Origin of the sequence: Kordia zhangzhouensis, assembly GCF_001005305.1 — a bacterium.
Classification (GTDB): domain Bacteria; phylum Bacteroidota; class Bacteroidia; order Flavobacteriales; family Flavobacteriaceae; genus Kordia; species Kordia zhangzhouensis.
In genome coordinates this window covers 248,142-267,424 of the sequence record NZ_LBMH01000006.1, presented here as the reverse complement: position 1 = coordinate 267,424, position 19,283 = coordinate 248,142, and the positions used below count along the sequence as shown (strand labels likewise).

At 33.5% G+C, this 19,283-nt stretch carries 21 protein-coding genes; 18 read left to right on the top strand and 3 right to left on the bottom strand.

Going from position 1 to position 19,283, the window contains the following annotated elements; translation table 11 throughout:
- Position 1: 1 nt before the first annotated feature.
- Entirely contained in the window at positions 2-1,156 is a 1,155-nt protein-coding gene (locus AA088_RS11550) for a 5-(carboxyamino)imidazole ribonucleotide synthase (RefSeq protein ID WP_046745149.1), read from the bottom strand.
- Between the two features lie 146 nt (positions 1,157-1,302).
- Between AA088_RS11550 and AA088_RS18025 the strand changes: the two genes are divergently transcribed.
- The 6 genes from AA088_RS18025 to AA088_RS11520 all read left to right on the top strand — a co-directional run bounded on the left by AA088_RS18025 (position 1,303) and on the right by AA088_RS11520 (position 7,368).
- Positions 1,303-2,415, top strand: a complete 1,113-nt coding sequence (locus AA088_RS18025) for an adenylate kinase (RefSeq protein ID WP_169746264.1) — start codon at positions 1,303-1,305, stop codon at positions 2,413-2,415.
- Complete coding sequence (locus AA088_RS11540) at positions 2,405-3,211, top strand: DUF3050 domain-containing protein (protein WP_046745148.1); 807 nt, start codon at positions 2,405-2,407, stop codon at positions 3,209-3,211. Before AA088_RS18025 ends, AA088_RS11540 begins: the two co-directional genes overlap by 11 nt.
- A 19-nt stretch (positions 3,212-3,230) precedes the next feature.
- Positions 3,231-4,229 (top strand): GTPase ObgE, encoded by a 999-nt coding sequence (gene obgE / locus AA088_RS11535; RefSeq protein WP_046745147.1) that lies wholly within the window; start codon positions 3,231-3,233, stop codon positions 4,227-4,229.
- A gap of 224 nt (positions 4,230-4,453) precedes the next feature.
- Positions 4,454-5,140 carry a Type 1 glutamine amidotransferase-like domain-containing protein gene (locus AA088_RS11530; RefSeq protein ID WP_046745146.1) on the top strand — a complete coding sequence of 229 codons (687 nt, stop codon included), beginning with the start codon at positions 4,454-4,456 and terminating at the stop codon, positions 5,138-5,140.
- 151 nt (positions 5,141-5,291) lie between these two features.
- Positions 5,292-5,870 (top strand): PepSY-associated TM helix domain-containing protein, encoded by a 579-nt coding sequence (locus AA088_RS11525; RefSeq protein WP_046745145.1) that lies wholly within the window; start codon positions 5,292-5,294, stop codon positions 5,868-5,870.
- A 358-nt stretch (positions 5,871-6,228) separates the two neighbouring features.
- Positions 6,229-7,368, top strand: a complete 1,140-nt coding sequence (locus tag AA088_RS11520) for a hypothetical protein (RefSeq protein WP_046745144.1) — start codon at positions 6,229-6,231, stop codon at positions 7,366-7,368.
- A gap of 131 nt (positions 7,369-7,499) precedes the next feature.
- Here the strand turns inward: AA088_RS11520 and AA088_RS11515 are convergent, their stop codons facing one another.
- Together AA088_RS11515 and AA088_RS18355 are read right to left on the bottom strand one after the other, a co-directional pair.
- Complete coding sequence (locus AA088_RS11515) at positions 7,500-8,456, bottom strand: TerC/Alx family metal homeostasis membrane protein (RefSeq protein ID WP_046745143.1); 957 nt, start codon at positions 8,454-8,456, stop codon at positions 7,500-7,502.
- A gap of 137 nt (positions 8,457-8,593) precedes the next feature.
- On the bottom strand, positions 8,594-8,755 hold the full coding sequence (locus AA088_RS18355) for a hypothetical protein (RefSeq protein WP_157547165.1): 162 nt from the start codon (positions 8,753-8,755) through the stop codon (positions 8,594-8,596).
- A 254-nt stretch (positions 8,756-9,009) separates the two neighbouring features.
- Here AA088_RS18355 and AA088_RS11510 point away from each other — a divergent pair, with 254 nt between their 5' ends.
- The 12 genes from AA088_RS11510 to AA088_RS11455 all read left to right on the top strand — a co-directional run bounded on the left by AA088_RS11510 (position 9,010) and on the right by AA088_RS11455 (position 19,231).
- Positions 9,010-9,615: an RNA polymerase sigma factor gene (locus AA088_RS11510; RefSeq protein WP_046745231.1), complete on the top strand. Its 606-nt coding sequence runs from the start codon at positions 9,010-9,012 to the stop codon at positions 9,613-9,615.
- Positions 9,616-9,813: 198 nt separating this feature from the next.
- On the top strand, positions 9,814-9,996 hold the full coding sequence (locus AA088_RS11505) for a hypothetical protein (RefSeq protein WP_046745142.1): 183 nt from the start codon (positions 9,814-9,816) through the stop codon (positions 9,994-9,996).
- The gene (locus AA088_RS11500) at positions 9,993-10,277 is read left to right on the top strand and encodes a hypothetical protein (RefSeq protein WP_046745141.1); all 285 of its coding nucleotides are present in this window, start codon (positions 9,993-9,995) and stop codon (positions 10,275-10,277) included. The genes AA088_RS11505 and AA088_RS11500 overlap by 4 nt, the downstream gene beginning before the upstream one ends.
- 152 nt (positions 10,278-10,429) lie before the next feature.
- Complete coding sequence (gene corA, locus AA088_RS11495) at positions 10,430-11,491, top strand: magnesium/cobalt transporter CorA (protein ID WP_046745140.1); 1,062 nt, start codon at positions 10,430-10,432, stop codon at positions 11,489-11,491.
- Positions 11,492-11,625: 134 nt separating this feature from the next.
- Positions 11,626-12,687 carry a pyridoxal-phosphate dependent enzyme gene (locus tag AA088_RS11490; protein ID WP_046745139.1) on the top strand — a complete coding sequence of 354 codons (1,062 nt, stop codon included), beginning with the start codon at positions 11,626-11,628 and terminating at the stop codon, positions 12,685-12,687.
- Positions 12,688-12,698: 11 nt separating this feature from the next.
- The gene (locus AA088_RS11485) at positions 12,699-13,769 is read left to right on the top strand and encodes a DUF1611 domain-containing protein (RefSeq protein WP_046745138.1); all 1,071 of its coding nucleotides are present in this window, start codon (positions 12,699-12,701) and stop codon (positions 13,767-13,769) included.
- Positions 13,769-15,292 carry a hypothetical protein gene (locus AA088_RS11480; RefSeq protein WP_046745137.1) on the top strand — a complete coding sequence of 508 codons (1,524 nt, stop codon included), beginning with the start codon at positions 13,769-13,771 and terminating at the stop codon, positions 15,290-15,292. Before AA088_RS11485 ends, AA088_RS11480 begins: the two co-directional genes overlap by 1 nt.
- Positions 15,276-16,076, top strand: a complete 801-nt coding sequence (locus tag AA088_RS11475) for a creatininase family protein (protein ID WP_046745136.1) — start codon at positions 15,276-15,278, stop codon at positions 16,074-16,076. Before AA088_RS11480 ends, AA088_RS11475 begins: the two co-directional genes overlap by 17 nt.
- 14 nt (positions 16,077-16,090) lie before the next feature.
- The gene (locus AA088_RS11470) at positions 16,091-17,149 is read left to right on the top strand and encodes a mandelate racemase/muconate lactonizing enzyme family protein (protein WP_046745135.1); all 1,059 of its coding nucleotides are present in this window, start codon (positions 16,091-16,093) and stop codon (positions 17,147-17,149) included.
- 27 nt (positions 17,150-17,176) lie between these two features.
- Positions 17,177-18,130, top strand: a complete 954-nt coding sequence (locus AA088_RS11465) for a hypothetical protein (RefSeq protein ID WP_046745134.1) — start codon at positions 17,177-17,179, stop codon at positions 18,128-18,130.
- Between the two features lie 146 nt (positions 18,131-18,276).
- Entirely contained in the window at positions 18,277-18,744 is a 468-nt protein-coding gene (locus tag AA088_RS11460; RefSeq protein ID WP_162199688.1) for a hypothetical protein, read from the top strand.
- Between the two features lie 103 nt (positions 18,745-18,847).
- On the top strand, positions 18,848-19,231 hold the full coding sequence (locus tag AA088_RS11455; RefSeq protein ID WP_046745132.1) for a hypothetical protein: 384 nt from the start codon (positions 18,848-18,850) through the stop codon (positions 19,229-19,231).
- Positions 19,232-19,283: the final 52 nt, after the last annotated feature.

Below are 19,283 nucleotides of genomic sequence, written 5' to 3'. Positions count from 1 at the left end.
ATTATTTACTAATTACGTTGATTGTTTGTTTTACTTTTTGAGCAATTTTACGAGCTTCTGCAACATCTTTGTTAACAATTGTTACATGTCCCATTTTTCGAAATGGGCGTGTTTGTTTTTTTCCATAAATATGTGGAGTTACTCCATCCAATTTCATGATTTCTTCAATATGTTCGTAGACAACGTCACCTGTATGACCTTCAGCTCCGACCAAATTTACCATTATACCTGCCACAATACTTTCGGTATTTCCTAAAGGAAGCCCTAAAATAGCTCGAATATGCTGTTCAAATTGATCAGTATAACTCGCTTCAATGCTGTAATGTCCACTATTATGTGGTCTTGGAGCTACTTCATTTACAAGAATTTCATCATTTTTTGTTTGAAACATTTCTACGGCTAAAATACCTGTGTGTTGCAATCCTTCAGAAACTTGTAAAGCTATTTTTGTTGCTTTTTCTTGAATATTTTCAGGAATTCTAGCAGGACAAATTACATATTCTACCTGGTTAGCTTCTGGGTGAAATTCCATTTCCACAACAGGATACGTTTTAGTTTCTCCCGAAACACTACGTGCCACAATCACAGCAAGTTCATTCTTAAAATCAATCAACTCTTCGCACATACATTCTACATTTGGCAATCGCTCTAAATCTTCAATAGTGCGTACAATTTTTACACCTGTTCCATCATACCCAAATTGTGTGCTTTTCCAGACAAAAGGAATCGAAATGACTTCATTTTCAACGCTGTGAATCAATTCTTCCAATGACATATAAATTGAAAAAGGCGCTGTTGGAATATTGTTTTTTTGATAAAACAGCTTTTGAACACCTTTATTTTGAATTGTTTGTAATGTATTGGCAGATGGAAATACACGAACTCCTTCCTCTTCAAGTTTTTGTAAGGCTTCTACATTTACATGCTCAATTTCAAATGTAAGCACATCAACCTCTTTTCCAAAATTATATACTGTATCAAAATCCATTAAATCACCTTGATGAAAATCATTGCATGCAATTTTACATGGAGCCTCAGCACTAGGGTCTAAAACTTTGGTAAAAACATCAAATTTTCGTGTTGTATAGAGTAGCATTTTGCCCAATTGGCCGCCACCTAGAATTCCTAATTTGAAATTGGAAGAAAAATAATTCATAAAACGCTCATTTTCGACAAAAGTACAAATCTAAACTGGTAAAAGTAAACTCGTTAAACGTTATTCATAAATCAATTTGTATCTTTGCACCTTTCTATAGGAAAAAAGACTAAAATAAAACACACAACAATCGCTAAATCTTTATCATACAAGTGATCAAATTACACGATAAATATTTTAAAAAATTCATATCAGAAGCGCAAATTCAAGAAGCAGTTGCTAGAATGGCAACAGAAATGGCTGTCGATTTGAAAGAGGAACAACCTATTTTTATTGGAATTTTGAATGGTGTTTTTATGTTTTTTGCTGATTTTATGAAGAAATACCCGTATCCGTGTGAAATGAGTTTTATCAAATTAGCTTCGTATCATGGAACGTCTTCTTCTGGAAACATAAAAGAACTAATTGGTCTTTCACAAGATATTGAAGGTAGAACTGTAGTCGTACTCGAAGATATTATTGATACAGGGAATACATTAGACGAATTACACAAAATATTTACAGCAAAAAAAGTAAAGCAGTTCAAGATTGGAACTTTATTTTTTAAACCTGAAGCCTATACAAAACAGTACAATATAGATTATATCGGAATGGAAATACCTAACGAATTCATAGTCGGTTACGGACTAGATTATGACGAGTTGGGACGCAATCTACCCGAAGTTTATCAATTACATACACACAACATGATCAATTTAATTTTATTCGGAAAGCCAGGTGCCGGAAAAGGAACACAGGCAAACTTTTTAAAAGAAAAATACAACTTAGTACACATTTCTACAGGTGATGTGTTTAGATATAATATCAAAAATGGAACAGATTTAGGCGTTTTGGCAAAATCATACATTGATAAAGGTGATTTGGTTCCTGATGAAGTAACGATTAATATGTTGCAAGCGGAAGTAGAAAAAAATACAGAAGCGAATGGTTTTATTTTTGACGGTTTCCCAAGAACCACGGCGCAAGCAGAAGCACTGGATAGTTACCTAGCGTCAAAAAATATGATCATTTCTGGAACCATTGCGCTCGAAGCAGACGATGAAATCTTAATTAAGCGTTTGTTGGAGCGAGGAAAAGTAAGTGGTCGTGCAGATGATCAAGACGAAAGCAAAATTAGAAATCGTTTTGATGAGTACAATCAAAAAACAGCTCCTTTAATTAACTATTACGAAAACCAAAACAAGTTTTACAGCGTAAATGGTATAGGAACTATTGAAGAAATTACAGGGCGACTAAGTGCCGTTATTGATGAATTATAATAAAGAAATATACACACAAAAAATAGCACAAGAGCTAGCTCCACTACAACAAAAAATAGTGTCGCACTCCTTGTACAATAAAGTAAATTCTGTAGAGGCTTTGAACGCATTTATGGAATATCACGTATTTGCCGTATTTGATTTTATGTCACTATTGAAAGCGTTGCAAATACACTTAACACAAACACAATTGCCTTGGACTCCTAAAGGAAATCCTATAACAAGACGTTTTATTAATGAAATTGTATTAGGAGAAGAAAGTGATGTAGACCAAGATGGTAAACCGCTGAGTCATTACGAAATGTATGTAGAAGCAATGAAAGCTTCAAATGCTGCTACTACACTAATTGAGGAATGTATCAATCATATTTCTAAAGGAGAAGATATTAGGACAAGCTTACACGCTGTCAAAGCACCAAAAGCAGTTCAAGATTTTGTGAATTTTACCTTTTCAATCATTGAAACAAACGAAGTGCACAAAATTGCTACGGTTTTTACATTTGGCAGAGAAGATTTAATTCCGAACATGTTTTTGGAAATAGTCAAAGGAATTGATCGCAAGCATATTCATGTAAATCTTGATAAATTTATCTACTATTTAGAAAGGCATATTGAATTAGATGGAGATGAACATGGTCCATTGGCTTTACAAATGATTAATGAACTTTGTGGAGATGATTCACAAAAATGGGAAGATTGTATCTCGGTAAGTAAAGAAGCTTTACAGCATAGAATTGATCTTTGGACAGCAATTGAGCAACAAATAGAAGTACTTCAAAAACGTCAATTGGCGTAACCAATAAAAATAGGATATCATGACGGATGGGAATTTTGTAGATTATGTAAAAATGCACCTTTCTTCGGGAAACGGAGGAAAAGGTTCTGCGCATTTATTGCGGGAAAAGTACAACGCCAAAGGAGGTCCTGATGGAGGAGATGGTGGTCGAGGAGGACATATCATTGTAAGAGGGAATCAAAACCTTTGGACTTTATATCACTACAAATTAAAAAGACACTATAAAGCAGGTCATGGAGAGCATGGTAGTGGAAACCGTAGTACTGGAGCCGATGGGCAAGACGTGTATTTGGATGTACCTTTAGGAACTGTAATTCGTGATAAGGAAACCAACGAGGTTATTTTTGAAATTACGGAACAAGGTGAAGAACGAATTTTAGTAGAAGGAGGAAAAGGCGGCCGTGGAAACTGGCATTTTAAATCTTCAACCAATCAAACGCCACGCTATGCGCAACCAGGTATTCCTGGTCAAGAAAAAGACGTCATTTTTGAACTAAAAGTATTGGCAGATGTTGGTTTGGTAGGTTTTCCAAATGCAGGGAAATCAACGTTACTTTCGGTGATTACTTCTGCAAAACCAAAAATTGGCGATTATGAATTTACAACATTAAAACCCAACTTAGGAATTGTAGAATATCGCGATTTCAAATCGTTTGTGATGGCAGACATTCCTGGAATTATAGAAGGTGCTTCCGAAGGAAAAGGGTTAGGACATTACTTTTTACGTCATATTGAGCGAAATTCGACCTTACTTTTCTTAATTCCTGCAGATAGTAAAGATATTTCCAAAGAATACGACATTTTACTCAATGAATTAAAAAAATACAATCCAGAAATGTTAGATAAGGAGCGATTTATTGCCATTTCAAAATCTGACATGTTAGACGACGAACTCAAAGCAGAAATGAGTAAGGAACTCGATAAGGACTTAAATGTGCCATATATGTTTATCTCGTCTGTTGCACAACAAGGTATTACAGAATTGAAAGACAAACTTTGGGAAATGTTAAACAATTAGAAACAAGCGGCGTGTACGTCGCTTTTTTTATGTCTTTTTATTAAAAAAACATAAACTTACTGGGCAAAAATTGTGAATAGTAAGTGTCTCTACAGAATTAAAAAATCTATATCTTACCATTATAAACAAAAATATAGTTACAAATAGGTTAATCGCATTGTTTTGAATTTATTTTTAACATATTGTGTATAATCTAAAAACTTAAAACCAATAACAACCCAACCATGAAACCAACTCTATTTATTTATGGCGGACAAGTAAATCGTGAATTTGTAAAATACACCGCAACACTTACTAAAAAAGAAAAACCACGAATTTGTTTTTTGCCAACAGCCACAGGCGATGCACTATGGTACATTAACTATTGGTATGAACTCTGTCATGATTTGGATGTAGAACCACACGTATTAAAAGTATGGATTAGTTCCAGTTCGCAAGACTGGGATTTTGAAGACTATTTATTAGAAATGGACGCTATTATTGTTGGTGGTGGCAACACGCTCAATATGATGACTTTGCTAAAAGCTCACGAAATTGACAAAGCGTTAATGAAGGCTTATAAAAAAGGCATCATTTTAGCAGGCGGAAGTGCAGGCTCGCTGTGTTGGTTTAATGGTGGATTTACTGATTCACGACCAAAACAACTCACATTTGTAGAAGGGTTTAATTTTTTGCCATATAGTCATTGTCCGCATTACCATTCAGAAGCATCACGCCGACCTTTATTTCACCATAATATCGCCAATGGAATATTAACGGATGGATATGCGTGTGATGATCTTTCGGGAATCTTATTTGAAGATGGAAAAGCTGTTAAATCAATATCTCTCAATGAAAAAAATCATTCTTTCTATGTTTATAAAAAAAATGGTGAAATTGTAGAAGAACGATTAAATTCAGAAATAATTTAGTATATCTATAGAGCTTTTCAACTACAATCTAAGCTAGTTGTATTGCGCTATTACTTTAACATAATCTTATTCTTTTGCACTAATGTTTTTATCTATCTTGCGTCGCTGTGAAATGTATTTATCAATATATACTGCATAATGACTGCTGCAAATGCCAGATACCAAGCGAAGAAAACAGGCGAAAATATTAAGAATATCAAGAAGTATTCACCGTACAATGGGAGTGTTTTTGTGTGTGTGCTTCTTTTTTATGGCGATATCAGGAACATTGTTGGGGTGGAAAAAAAATAGCAACGGTTATATTCTTCCAAATTCAGCAAAAGGAACTTCTACAACGCTTAAAGATTGGTTGTCTGTGGACAGTTTACAAACTATAGCATTTCAAACTTTACATGATTCAATTTCCACTGAATTGTCAACAAAACTCGATAGAATTGACATTAGAAAACACAAAGGCATTGTCAAATTTGTATTTAAAGATCATTTTTGGGGAATTCAACTTGATGGAGCCACAGGAAAAGTATTATCTATTGGACATCGAAAGTCTGACTTAATTGAAAAAATTCATGATGGTTCAATTCTAGATTACTATGCAGGAACTTCTGGTCAGTTCAAATTGATCTATTCTAGTATAATGGGCTTATCTCTTCTCATGTTTACTATTACAGGTTTTTGGCTTTGGTACGGACCTAAACGGATGCGAAAAGCTAAAAAAAATCGTCATAAATAAATTATGTTTTGGCAATGCAGTATCAAATAATACTGTAGGAAGAGTGTAGAAACGCAGCTAATTAGAGAATTTTTTATGACTAACGAGGCTATATGGAAACCTTTATTACTTTTTAAGAAACAGAAATTAAAACTTTTAAGAATAAAAGTACATCTGTTTTTATTGCAAAAATAAAAATAAAGTGTTCATTAGTAGAAATTTACAATTTTAGCCAAAAAACAAGCAATCGATTTGCAAATCAAGTTTTTGAGGAAGCAAAGTATTTTTCTAAAAGACAAAAAATCTATCTAAATAAATTAAAAAAATCACTAATTCATCTGTATATTGCCTTTGTTTTCAACAGGCTAACATTTTTTTTATGAATGATAAACTTGCACTATTATTCTTTCTGTGTGTCACTTTTGTGAAAGTAAATGCGCAAAAGATTGAACTCCCACGATTGGAATCGCCAGAGAATAATTTTTATGCATATTTGGAGAATGAACAAATTTCAAATCCTGAAAAATTTTATGGAAAGGTTAAAAAGGTTGTAAAAACTATAAAGCAATCACATGAAGAAGAAGCCCTAATGGTTGGTTCCATAGAAACCTTTTACATGAATAAACAACAAAAACTAGAAAAATCAATTGAACGGTTTTATTGGTATGGTGTGGAAGAAAGTGCTGAAGAAACAGAGTATTTAAAAACTCCAAAGTTTACAGTAAAGAAAAAAGGAACTCAGACTATCAAAATTTTAAAAAAAGAATTTGCAGCGAGTACAGATTATGCGCAAGAGTTTTTAGATCCTAACGATTATTATATATACGAAAAAGACCGTTTAGTCACTTTTTACAATGCCAATGATAGCATTTCTTATACGTATAACAACGCTGGCAAACTAACTCAAATACGTTATATGGAGAGCATACTTTCGGAATCGTATGATGAAGATGGAACAGTAACTATTTGGAAAAGTCAGTTTGTAGATCGTGCTTTAGAAAAAATAAGCTATACAAATGGATTGCCAAAAGAAAAAAAGATATACAGTAAATATGATGAAAGTATTAATACTGAAACGATTTCATACACATATACTGCTAAAAAACAACTTCTGAAATATCAAACAACTTATAGTCGATATCATGAAGGCGAGTACAGTAATAATTATTTGATGGATGGTATTGATTATTCAAAACTGTCAAAAGCAGAAGAAGACAAAATTCAAACAGGAACTTATACATACACAGCTTCTGGCCAGTTAAAAACATACCAAATTATTGCTGGTGATAGTCAATCTAAATATACGCTTGTTTATGACAAAGCAAACCGTTTGCATAAAGTAATAGGAAACTTGCAAACCACTCAAGAAGACGAACCTAATGTTAAATCGGTAGAATATGCGTATTTATATGACGACAAAGGAAATCCTAAAATAATTCGTCAGTATACACTAACTGATGGGAAAAAAGAATTAGAAGAGGAAATAACTTTTGAAATTACGTATTACCAAGAACCATAAATACAAAGAAGTAGGAATGTTGTGTTATATTTTTCGTATAAATTTCAAATCTACAAGTGTATTGCCAAGAGAAGTATAAAGAAAGTCTTTTGTAAACTATTATTTAGGTTTGAAGTCCTGTCAATACATCACTAATTCTCTATTTCCTTAGAATCTTCTTTCATTTTTAGTATTGAAATCCATATTCCCATAGCTAAAGAAATTCCAATAAATAACAAAGAGAACCATTCAGGAATTTCAAACCAATTAGCAACCATGAGTTTGAGAGAAACAAAGATTAAAATTGCAAAAACACTATACTTTAAATAGCTAAACTTCTCTAAAAGATTTGCTAAGAAAAAGTACAGAGATCTTAATCCCATAATGGCAAAAATATTGGAACTAAAAACAATGAAAGGATCTTTAGTAACTGCAAATATGGCAGGAATACTATCTAATGCAAATAAAAGATCTGTAAATTCAATCGTCAACAATGCTCCAAAAAGTGCAGTAAAAACTCTTTTCCCATTCACTATAGTTGTAAAGTGACCATTGTCTAAAGTATTCGAAATATTAAAATATTTTGCAAATCCTTTATTCTCATTAAATTGAGGTTGTTGCTCCTCTTTCTTTAACATCTTAAAAGCAGTATACAATAAAAACAATCCAAATACAATTGTGATATGATGTAGCTTATTGATAAGAATGAGACCTACACCAATTAAAATAGCTCTAAAAACAATAGCACCTAAAATTCCTAAAAATAAAAGTCTATGTTGGTACTGACTCGGAATTTTATACCCTAAAAAAATAATCGCAATCACAAATAAATTGTCTACACTCAAGGAAAGTTCAATAATGTAGCCCGTATAGTACTTAATAATACTATCTAAAGGAGTTAAATGGTTAGGATTGGCAACCAAATCATTTTGATAAAACCAATACAGAATGCCGCCAAAAAGTATTGCATTACTAATAAAAAAAATAGTTTCGTATAGTGCCTTTTTAGAACTAACAGGCTTATTTTTTTTGTGTAAAATAAAAAAGTCAATACACAACAATAAAGCTACATATACAAAAAGGACAATCCAAGGTAAACTATTTTCCATAAGTAAAATTATTTTCAAATTAGTGATATATCACTTAACAACAGGTACAAGTTAAAAAAAAGAAATCCCAGAAAAGAAATATTCTTTACTGAGATTTTAAATTATAGTAAGTATATAGTGTTGTTTAAAATACACTATTATTTTTTCTTCTTCGATTGAGAAACTAAAGAAGGTCCTTTCTTGTTAGATTTAGTAACAACAGATTTTGCCTTCGTTTCTCTAGCAGCTTTCTTTTTTGCTTTTTGCTCTTCTGCTTTTTTTCGTGCATCGCTTGCCTTACTTGTTTTTGCTACTCCCATTTTGTTTGGTTTTAAAATTGTTGATAATAATTTTTTACATTAAGACACCATAAAACTAAAAAGTCACTCAATGATTTAATTTTTTTTGAAAAAAAGTTGATACATTGTTAATGTTCTTGTTTTCAGTAGATTTATGGGGAGTTGTATACGTAAATAAAATTTTACGAAACAATTCTCTTTGTAGGGAAGTAGCAAATTTTTATCTTTTAGGTCGCTAATTACATGAAGAGTCTATAGACCGTAAAATGAAAAGAATGATTATTTTATTTAGTGCATCTCTCGAAAAAGAGAAAAGATTATTATCCGACGAAGAGTTGATAAAACGCATCGTTGAAACAAACGATCCTTCACTTTTTGGGATATTGTATGATCGATATGGTAAAAAAATATACAATAAGTGTTATAGCTTTGCTGAAGATTCGGATGAGGCTCAAGATTTAACACAAGATATTTTTCTAAAACTATTCGTACAACTTCACAAATACCAAGGACGATCAAAGTTTTCAACTTGGTTGTACTCTTTTACCTATAATTTTTTGGTGAACTATAAAAAAAGAGAAACAGGTAAAAAACTAGGTGAACGTTGGGAAAAACTAAATAAAAACGAAAAACATTTGACACAAGTGGATGATGTAGATGAAGAAGATTTATTTGAACTGAAAGTATCAGGTTTGGAAAAAGCAATTGATCTTATTGAACCTGCCGACAAAGCCTTATTATTGCTCAAATATCAAGATGATATCTCTGTGAAAGAACTACAAAACCTATTGCATATTAATGAAAGCGCTGTGAAAATGCGACTTAAAAGAGCGCGTATTAAACTGATTAAAGTGTACCAAAAATTGCAAGAAAATGAATGAACAAAATCCTTTCAAGAAAATTGAAACTGAAATCAAACCTCCAGAAGATTTGAAACAGGATATTCTTCAAGAGATTAAAGAAAACATTGAAGAAAACGACGAAGCATAAAACAGAAGTGCAAACAACATGCAATTAGTACAATGTGACGCAACCTTTCTTTTGGTGTCTTATATGATAATTTAAAATTTTTAGGGTATATGGAAAAAGAAAACCCTTTTAAATATATAGGAATACCGTTAAAAGAAGTGCCCGAAGACCTAAAGGAAGTTGTCATGTATGAAGTCAACAAAATGACGTCAAGTGCGAACCAATTTTCATGTGTCGATAATGATGAAAGCTTTTTTAACGAGATAAAACTTGATGAAGACAAGCAAGAATGACCAAAAGAGCCATTCCTTCAAATAGAGTTTTTAGTGATATTGATGATTACTTATCGTATTATCATGCACCTGAAAGAAGTGTACTTTCTTCAGAAAATCAATTACATTCTTTTATTTCTCAAAAAGAAGAAGCGTATTTTGAACATGTGAAAAGTTTGATGATATTAGAGAAAAATGAAGATCAACATCTCTCTGAAGAACAGAAAAAAGTAAAATATACACATCAAGCTTTTGAAAAACTGTTGAGAGAAATTACAGATGACCTGAAATTTCAATTCTAAAGCACAATATTTTTTTTAATTTAGTAATCCAGCAAGACTTGTTGAGTTTCTTTTTTATCAGAAGAACAGTTCTTTGGCAAGTTTATAAGCAGAGTTTAGTGAAATAACTTCATTGCTCATGCTTGTTTTATCAACAATGAAAAAGATGCTACATGGCACGATTTACAAACAAAAGTAAACACGAAATAGGACGAGCTCCAGATGAACTCTTTTTCAGAGGTGAAAAGAAAATAGAAAATGTATTGCTGCGCATTATTGATTATAGCGAAAATCATTTTGAAGAAATCAATATCTCCAAAACGAAAGAAGCTATAAAATATCGAGAACGCGATTCTGTTTCTTGGTTCAATATCGACGGATTGCACAATCCAGATGCTTTAAAAAACATTGCATTGGCATTTCAATTGGACAAATTGATTCTCGCTGATGTAATGGATACGCAAGCAAGACCAAAATCGTACGAGTACGATAATTGCATGGCTATTTCTGTAAAAATGCTCATGCTAGATGAAAAAACAGGAACCATTTCTGTTGAAAACCTTAGTTTGATACTTACCAAGTCTGTACTCATCTCTTTTCAAGAACGCACAGGCGATGTTTTTGAACCAGTCCGTGAACGCATCCGCAATAAAAAACGAATCATCACGGCAGGAACAGATTATTTAATGTATGCTTTGTTAGATATCGTAATCGATAATTACATTTATATCATTGGAGATCTTGGAGATAAAATTGAAGATTTAGAAGAAAAACTTCTCAATAAGCCTAGTAAAAATGTACTTAAGGAAATAAACAAGCTAAAAAAAGAACTAAATTTTTTACGTAAAAACATAAATCCTGCTAAAGAAATGTTTATCAACCTTTCTAAAATGGAGTCTGACTTTATTGAAGAAAAAAATGAAGTACATTACAAGGAATTATTAGCAAACATCAATCAGGCAATTGAAGCTTCAGATAGTTATCGAGAAATCTTATCCGATCAGCTCAATATATATCATACAACCATTAGTTCTAGACTTAATGATGTGATGAAAGTACTGACTATATTTTCAGTGCTTTTTATTCCACTAACATTCATAGCAGGTATTTACGGAACTAATTTTGAATATGTGCCAGAACTACAATACAAATATGGATACTTTGTAATGTGGGGATTTATGATTGTAATAGCACTAATTATGTTTTATTTCTTCAAACGTAAAAAGTGGCTCTAAATCGGCACTATAGATTTAGAAAAAAATATAAAAGCAGTAAGTTTTTTTATTTTATAAAATACACTTTTGAATAAGTGACCTAATTCAATTTTTGTGTCTTAATAGCCAAAAGAATCGTACTTTAAATAAATCAAATGATACTAAGAGACGGTGTTAAGTCTGTAGAAATAAAAGTTTCTTCAGAAACGCGAAAACTAAGTGATTTTGTTAAAGATAAAAACAAAACGTTGATAGATCGCTTAGAAAGTTTTGAAGACATCATCAACATTGAAGTTGGCGATACAAGCTTGTCAAGAGTAAAAACCATTGAACGCGAATTTGATATCAGACAATTGTACATTAAATACGAAGGCGATAATCCAACAGGAACTCAAAAAGACCGTATTGCTTTTGCTCAAGTATATGACGCCTTACGTCGTGATTTTGATACCATCGCATTAGCGACTTGTGGGAACTATGGAGTAGCTGTTGCTTTGGCGGCAAACTTAGCAGGAATTCAATGTAAAATATTTATTCCAGCTAGTTACCATACAGAACGTATCAAAGAAATGGAAGCTTTACAGGCAGAAATTATCAGATTGGACGGAAGTTATGAAGATGTCGTAAAGTCAAGTACTTTAGTTGCGTCAAAAAATGATTGGTACGATGCAAATCCTGGAGGAGCCAATACTCCTTTACAAATAACGGCGTATTCGCAAATTGCTAACGAAATTGTAGACGATTTAGGAGATGCGCCAAAATATTGCGCAGCACCAGTATCTAACGGAACATTATTTGCAGGGATTTATCGTGGTTTTGTAACACTCCATAAGCGAGGAAAAACTTCGAGGATTCCCAAAATGATTGCAGCTTCGTCTACTCGAAAAAATCCAATCATAAGCTCGTTCAAGTTGGGACTTTCTGAATGCGTGGATCTTGATCCCAAAATGATTAAAGAAACGCTCTATAATGAACCGCTAATCAACTGGCACAGCTTTGATGGAGATGAAGCACTATATGCTTTGCGCGAATCGGGAGGAGAAGCATTTCACATAAGTGATAAAAAATTAAAAGACATGGCTTCTTTTATATTAAAAAAAGAAGGTATGAAAATATTACCAGCTTCCACGGCTGGACTTATAGGATTATTAGAATTAGACGATCAATTAAACTTTGAACCTGATCGTTTTGTCGCTGTCATAACAGCAAAACATTAATTATAAAGAAAATGAAAAAAAAGATAGACGGACGCGCCCTCGTTTTTTGCGAAGGAGCTTTCAATACACCTGAAGGGAAAACAGCACATGGATTGGTACGCTTTACAGAACGCTATGAAATTGTAGGAGTTCTTGATAACACCTATGCAGGAAAAGATGCAGGAAAAGTCCTTGATGGAAAAAATAATGGTATCCCAATATTTGGTGATCTAACTACTGCTGTAAAAGAATTGCGTGACAAAGGTGTGTTGCCAAAGTCATTAGTCATTGGTTTAGCTCCCGATGGAGGAAGATTGCCAAAAGAAGCAAAAGCAACTATTAAACAGGCTCTTAATATGGGCTGGAATGTGGATAGTGGTTTGCACGATTTCTTAACAAATGATAAAGAACTTGTTGCAATTGCAGAAGCTAACAACTGCCGTATTCGTGACGTTCGTAAAACACCCGATCGAGATGCCTTGCACTTTTTTACAGGAGAAATTGAAAACGTACACGCGCTCAAACTGGCGGTGTTAGGAACCGATTCTGCTATTGGAAAGCGTACCACTGCATGGTTGATTGTACAAGGCCTTCGCAAAGCGAATCATACTGCCGAAATGATTGGAACTGGGCAAACTGCTTGGATGCAAGGTGCAAAATACAGTATGATTATGGATAGCTGTATCAACGATTTTGTGTCGGGCGAAATTGAACATGCCGTAGTCAGTGCTTACAAAAATGAAAAACCAGAGGTCATAGTAATTGAAGGGCAGGGAAGTTTGATGAATCCTGCATATCCTGGAGGTTTTGAAATTTTAGCAGCAGGAAGACCTGATTTTGTCATCCTACAACATGCGCCAACGCGTAAAGAATATGATGGGTTTCCTGGATATAAATTGCATCCGTTAAAAAAACAAATACAAGCTATTGAAATGATATCAGGTGTCAAAGTCATCGCCATTACGGTAAACCATGAAGGGATGCAGCCGGAAGACATTGTGCCAGCTTGTGATACCATAACCAAACAAACCAATTTGCCTGCTTTTGATGTATTAGCACACGGCACTGATAAATTGGTCAAACTCATTGGTTCAAAATTATAATGACAACCATTCGCTCGTTAGTTGTATTTAAAACCTTAAAAATTCATACGTTGGTTATAGAGCCAAAACGTGTAAAAGCGACGTATACTATTGTTAAAAATGATCTTACAGAAGTAAGCAACGAACTGATTTATTCGTACAATGCGGCGTATTTTCAGAAAAAAAATCCAGCAGATGTAAATTTGGCCTCTATGATGGTGGCACAAGTTGCTCTTAATTACGGACTGTTCTTTGAAACCGTTTCTTTTGACGGATTGTATGATGCAACTGACAAACGATTTCTTTTGGACATGATGGAAAACACTTCCAGAGAAATTTTAGTGCACAAATTTTTCGGTAAAAACGAATTCCTCAAAGCTCCTTTTGATGCGATTCAACCAGAAAAAATGGAACGCTACACGGCGGCTAACGTTGTATTTGTTAACACAAAATACGAAAACCTTCAACCTCAAAAAGAAGTTGTAGAAACAAACAAAGATGCGTATGCAATTCTTAGTAGTGGCGGAAAAGATAGTTTATTAACCTACGGGTTGATTCAAGAAATTGGCGAACCGCATCCTGTATATATCAACGAGAGTGGTCGTCATTGGTTTACTGCTGTAAATGCACATCATCACTTTCGTGAAAACGAGCCAAATACGGCAAAACCTTGGTGCAATAGTGATCGTATTTTTAACTGGATGGTTCGACAAATGCCATTCATCAAAGAAAACTTTCAAAATATCCGAGCTGACATTTATCCAATTCGTTTATGGACAGTTGCGGTGTTTCTATTTGGTGTATTGCCTGTAGCAAGCAAAAGGAATATTGGGAATATTTTAATTGGTAATGAATATGATACTTCTGTAAAAAGTAATTATCAAGGCATTACGCATTACAATGGTTTGTATGACCAAAGCAAATATTTTGACAATGCACTCACACGCTATTATAAAAAGAAGGGTTGGGATATTCATCAGTTTTCCATTTTACGCTCATTATCAGAACTTTCAATTTTGAAAATTCTAGTAAAGCGCTATCCTGAATTACAAAAATTACAAGTTTCTTGTCACGCTGCTCACGAAGAAGATGGCAAAATGTTGCCTTGCGGAAACTGTGAAAAATGCAGACGGATTGTCGGAATGTTAAAAGCGCTAGATGAAGATCCAAAACGTTGCGGGTATACGGATGAACAAATACAAAAAGCATTACAAGCATTGGCTTCTCAAAGTGTAAAACAAATAGGAAGTGATGCTGCACAACTATACCATTTACTCTTACAAAAAGGATTGATTGCCAAAAATTCACATACGGAAAAACTAGCCAAAGAACATAAAGAAATTACCATGCTACGTTTTGATACTGAGCGTAGTAATTTAGAAGACATGCCTAAGTATATTCGAAAACCGTTACTACACATTTTTTCAAAATATACGGATGGCACAGCGCAACTTACTAACAGAAAATGGCAAGTTGCTAACTTAACAGAGGAGCAAATAGAAACTCCTTATTTTTTACATAAAGAAAATGAAAGAACCTTATAAAAAAGTAGACTTCCTTTGGGAACAAAAAACTTGGCCTGAACTGGAAGCATACTTAAAAAAAGTAGACACGGTAATTTTACCTTGTGGAGCCATTGAACAACACGGGCCACATTTACCGGTAGATATTGATTATTTTGATGCCAATTATATGGCGTATAAAGTAGCAGAAGCGTGTGAAGAACCAAGACCTTTGGTGTTGCCTCCTATTCCGTTTGGAGTAAGTTACCATCATGAAGATTTTAAAGGAACCTTGAGTGTTACCAATGAAGCTTTGTCTAAATTCGTATATGATTTAGGAATGAGTCTTGCCAAAAATGGTGTCAAAAAAATAATCATTCTCAACGGACATGGTGACAATGCTCCAACGTTGAGTTATGCAGCACAAATGATTAACCGCGATGCAAAAATATTTGTTTGCGTTGATACTGGAGAAACTAGTGATGTTGATTTACTCAATCTGATTGATACGCCAAACGATGCGCATGCAGGCGAAATAGAAACCAGTACGAGCTTGGCTTTACGTCCTGAAATGGTACAAATGGATAAAGCAGTGAATGAAACCTTAACTTTTGGAAGTACATTTCTTGATTTTGACGATGAGCGAAGCGTAAGTTGGTATGTACGAACCAATAAAATCTCTGAAAGTGGAATTATGGGTGATGCCACTAAAGCAAGTGCAGAGAAAGGAGAAAAAATGTGGGAAATTATGATTCGGAACATGGTTGCTTTTGTAGAAAGTATTAAAAATACACCTCTTGACGATTTGTATCAAAAAAGATATTAATCCGAATACCGTATATGAAAATAACACGTATATCCTACGAAAAACTAGATTTACAGCTATCTGAGCCGTATACTATTGCGTATGAAACGGTGAGTACAGCTGTCAATTTTACCCTAAAAGTTGAAACGGAAAACGGATTTGTTGGCTATGGTTGTGCCGCACCTGATAAAGTAGTTACTAGAGAATCTGCAAACGATGTGGAAAGTGATATTAAAAATGTTATCATTCCCTTTTTAAAAGGAAAAAACGCCTTTATGTCATCGCAAATCCTTGTAGAATTGAAACCATTGCTGACGCAAAAATCGTCTGCCCTAGCAATGGTTGATATTGCGTTATTGGATCTTGCGGCTCGTAAATTTGACATTCCGTTGTATCAATATTTAGGAGGTTTTCGTCATCATATCATTACAAGTATTACCATAGGAATTATTACGCTAGAAGATACACTAAAAACAGCCAAAGAGTTTGTAGCACAAGGCTTTCAAAGTATCAAACTAAAAGGCGGTTTATCTGTAGCAGAAGATGTTGAAAAAATGATTCGTTTGCGAGAACAGTTTCCAACCATTGAACTTCGCTTTGACGGAAATCAAGGATACACACCTGAACAAGCGCTTTCATTTTATGAGCAAACCAAACATATTTCTATTGAATTTTTTGAGCAACCCATTGCTGTAGGTTTAGACAGTCATTTGGGAAAAGTTACTGATAAAACTACGATTCCCGTAATGGCAGATGAAAGCATTAAAAGTGTGAAAGATACTTTTCGACTAGCAAAAGGAGCTTACATTGACATGATAAACATTAAAATTATGAAAGTAGGTGGCATTAAAGAAGCCATGCATATCAATTCGGTTGCAAAAAGTGCTGGCCTCGAAGCCATGGTTGGTTGTATTGATGAATGTAGTTTAGGAATTGCGGCAGGATTGCATTTTGCACTTTCTCAAGAAAATGTATTATATGCTGATTTGGACGGACACTTAGATATCATTAACGATCCTTTTAAATCACTTTTTACTCTTAAAAAAGGGATATTATATCCATCAAACTCGCCAGGGTTAGGAAAAATTGAGTAACATTCATACATATTTAAAAAAAATCAGTTGGAGATTTTTATCGTTTACTTAGGTTTTATCATTACTGCATATGCGGTAATCGCTAATGATGTTATTCAAACGTTAGGTACTTTTTTGGCATCTAATGAAAAGAAAAAGTGGTGGTTATTGTGGAGTTTTGCTGCAATCATCTTATCCCTCACGCTTTGTTACGGCTGGTTTATAAATGCGGGAGATGTTTCATATGGAAGACTAAATAAAATTCCATTGCCATCGGTCATCGAATGGTGGTATCTTTTAGCACCTCTTTGTTTGTTGGTAATAACTAGATTTGGAATTCCTGTCAGTACCACATTTATGATTTTAAGTATATTTTCTTCTAGTCAAATTATAGAAAAGATGATTCTTAAATCTGTTTTAGGATACGCAATTGCATTTGTATCTGCTATGCTATTATATGGTTTTATTTCTAAAAAAATTGAATCACGTGCATCCATAAGACTTATGAATGTTAAGAAACAACATCACTATTGGTTGGTTGCTCAGTGGTTTTCTACAGGGTTTTTATGGTCACAATGGTTAATTCAAGATTTTGCCAATATATTTGTTTTTCTACCAAGACAGCTTACCGTTATAGAACTGCTGATTGCATTGGGAATCATCTTAACAATCATGGCGTACATATTTAAAAATAGAGGAGGAAGTATTCAAGATATTGTTAATAAGAAATCGAATACTGCCAACATTCGCTCGGCTACAATTATAGATTTTACTTATGGAATCTTACTACTTGTTTTAGGAAATATCAGTTCTATTCCTATGAGTACAACTTGGGCTTTTATAGGAATATTGGCAGGAAGAGAACTTGCTCTTGGATATACTCTTCAAAAAGAGCAATTAAAAAAATCGTATAAGTTAATTGCTAAAGATCTTGCCAAAGTAAACCTTGGACTAATCGTTAGTGTACTAATCGCATACATAATACAATTTCTTAAACATTGATTTTATTGATGTTAAAGATAATTTTGAATGATTTACTGTTTTTAAAAAGTGACCTAATCAAAATTTGGTGTCCTATAACATCATGTATCAATTTTTGTATATATGAAGATTAAAAAAAGTTCAAGATTTATCTTATTTAAACACTAATGACGCATATTATGTATCAAGAAAAAACGACTAGTATGAATGAGCCAACCACCAAAAGTGCTAGTCACTATGTGGCGATAGCTCATCTTTTTTATGCTATGGCAATGGCCGATAAAGCTATTGGGCGTGAAGAGAAATTGAAAGTTGCAGCTTTTTTACAAAAATACTGGTGTAAATATTCAACCAGTAAAGAAGAAGAAGCCTCAATTGCAAAAACAGTCAAAGACCTAATTGCAAGAAATGTAGAAGCACAAAAAGCATTCTTAGTTTTTTCAGAGTATTTCTATAAGAACAGAAAACTTTTTGATCAAAATGTTAAAAATCAAATTAATACTACGTGTGCGGCCATTAGCGAAAAGAAAGGAAAACGGTCTAAAATGGAGTTGATTTTTACATCAAAACTCTATTCCTTTTTCAATCCACCAGAAGATGCAACGCCTCTTAGTTATCATCAAGATGTAGATTAAAAAAAATAGTGACCTACCTACGACTTTGGGGTCTTATTAATGCTTTTCGAAGCAACAAGATTATAGATAGCATACAAACAACAAAACTTTTAAATTAAAAACAATGAAAAAATTAAAATTAGTACCGTTATTTCTTTTTGCATTTTTTGTGAGTACTTATACTTGCGTTGCACAAGAAAATGAAGAGGAAGAAGCAGTTGAAGAAGTAGAAAGTGAGGAACAAGAAGAGCCAGTTGTAATTACAGCAACTTTTACAGGTATGGACGATACATTATTTGTATTTACGTACATGGATAATGATGGAGAAGAAAGTGATATCGTTTTTGATAAATTGGCTCCTGAAGTAAAAAAAGCGTTCAACCTTGCCGATAAATCATTTGTAGGGAAGAAGTTTAAAGTTACTTATATCACTGAGAATGTAGCAGATGATGACGATGAAGATATGTTGATTAGCATTCGTACAATCATCTCTCTAGAAAAGATATAATGATATACTCATATCAATAGAACTCTTTTAATCAAAAAAGAGTTCTATTATA

What these genes read in the sequence shown, in the direction of transcription:
- AA088_RS11550 (WP_046745149.1), bottom strand. Translation starts at nt 1,156, where the DNA reads ATGAATTATTTTTCTTCCAATTTCAAATTAGGAATTCTAGGTGGCGGC.
- AA088_RS11540 (WP_046745148.1), top strand. Translation starts at nt 2,405, where the DNA reads ATGAATTATAATAAAGAAATATACACACAAAAAATAGCACAAGAGCTA.
- obgE (WP_046745147.1), top strand. Translation starts at nt 3,231, where the DNA reads ATGACGGATGGGAATTTTGTAGATTATGTAAAAATGCACCTTTCTTCG.
- AA088_RS11530 (WP_046745146.1), top strand. Translation starts at nt 4,454, where the DNA reads ATGAAACCAACTCTATTTATTTATGGCGGACAAGTAAATCGTGAATTT.
- AA088_RS11525 (WP_046745145.1), top strand. Translation starts at nt 5,292, where the DNA reads ATGCCAGATACCAAGCGAAGAAAACAGGCGAAAATATTAAGAATATCA.
- AA088_RS11520 (WP_046745144.1), top strand. Translation starts at nt 6,229, where the DNA reads ATGAATGATAAACTTGCACTATTATTCTTTCTGTGTGTCACTTTTGTG.
- AA088_RS11515 (WP_046745143.1), bottom strand. Translation starts at nt 8,456, where the DNA reads ATGGAAAATAGTTTACCTTGGATTGTCCTTTTTGTATATGTAGCTTTA.
- AA088_RS18355 (WP_157547165.1), bottom strand. Translation starts at nt 8,755, where the DNA reads ATGGGAGTAGCAAAAACAAGTAAGGCAAGCGATGCACGAAAAAAAGCA.
- AA088_RS11510 (WP_046745231.1), top strand. Translation starts at nt 9,010, where the DNA reads ATGATTATTTTATTTAGTGCATCTCTCGAAAAAGAGAAAAGATTATTA.
- AA088_RS11505 (WP_046745142.1), top strand. Translation starts at nt 9,814, where the DNA reads ATGGAAAAAGAAAACCCTTTTAAATATATAGGAATACCGTTAAAAGAA.
- AA088_RS11500 (WP_046745141.1), top strand. Translation starts at nt 9,993, where the DNA reads ATGACCAAAAGAGCCATTCCTTCAAATAGAGTTTTTAGTGATATTGAT.
- corA (WP_046745140.1), top strand. Translation starts at nt 10,430, where the DNA reads ATGGCACGATTTACAAACAAAAGTAAACACGAAATAGGACGAGCTCCA.
- AA088_RS11490 (WP_046745139.1), top strand. Translation starts at nt 11,626, where the DNA reads ATGATACTAAGAGACGGTGTTAAGTCTGTAGAAATAAAAGTTTCTTCA.
- AA088_RS11485 (WP_046745138.1), top strand. Translation starts at nt 12,699, where the DNA reads ATGAAAAAAAAGATAGACGGACGCGCCCTCGTTTTTTGCGAAGGAGCT.
- AA088_RS11480 (WP_046745137.1), top strand. Translation starts at nt 13,769, where the DNA reads ATGACAACCATTCGCTCGTTAGTTGTATTTAAAACCTTAAAAATTCAT.
- AA088_RS11475 (WP_046745136.1), top strand. Translation starts at nt 15,276, where the DNA reads ATGAAAGAACCTTATAAAAAAGTAGACTTCCTTTGGGAACAAAAAACT.
- AA088_RS11470 (WP_046745135.1), top strand. Translation starts at nt 16,091, where the DNA reads ATGAAAATAACACGTATATCCTACGAAAAACTAGATTTACAGCTATCT.
- AA088_RS11460 (WP_162199688.1), top strand. Translation starts at nt 18,277, where the DNA reads ATGACGCATATTATGTATCAAGAAAAAACGACTAGTATGAATGAGCCA.
- AA088_RS11455 (WP_046745132.1), top strand. Translation starts at nt 18,848, where the DNA reads ATGAAAAAATTAAAATTAGTACCGTTATTTCTTTTTGCATTTTTTGTG.